Annotated in this window: 1 rRNA gene; it reads right to left on the bottom strand. The window is 42.2% G+C overall.

The features are described from left to right. Positions 1-299 precede the first annotated feature (299 nt). Positions 300-415 (bottom strand): 16S ribosomal RNA (locus KJS58_RS24985); the annotation flags it as partial.

Genomic DNA, 415 nt, shown 5'->3' with positions numbered 1-415 from the left:
CTCAGCAATCTATTAATCTTCACTTGTTTAACACAAGTTCAGCTTAAAGGATATTTCTAAAATCGCAAAATTGTTTCGTTATCTAGTTTTCAATGAGCAAAGCTGTTTCACCGAAACAGCGACCATGAAATTTTGGTCTAACACAAACTGTGTAGATAAAATTACATGTCTTTTTTTGAGAGATTAAACTCTCAAAACTGAACAACGAGTGAGTGTTACTTTGCTTTCACAAAGTGATCCGCCGACTTTCGTCGTACGTAGTTTTGAATGTTTCCGTTTCAGGAAACCATTCTCCATAGAAAGGAGGTGATCCAGCCGCACCTTCCGATACGGCTACCTTGTTACGACTTCACCCCAATCATCTACCCCACCTTCGACGGCTGGCTCCTTGCGGTTACCCCACCGGCTTCGGGTG

It is taken from the genome of Paenibacillus sp. J45TS6 (assembly GCF_018403285.1).
GTDB lineage: Bacteria > Bacillota > Bacilli > Paenibacillales > Paenibacillaceae > Paenibacillus.
This window is presented reverse-complemented; position numbering and strand designations above follow the sequence as displayed.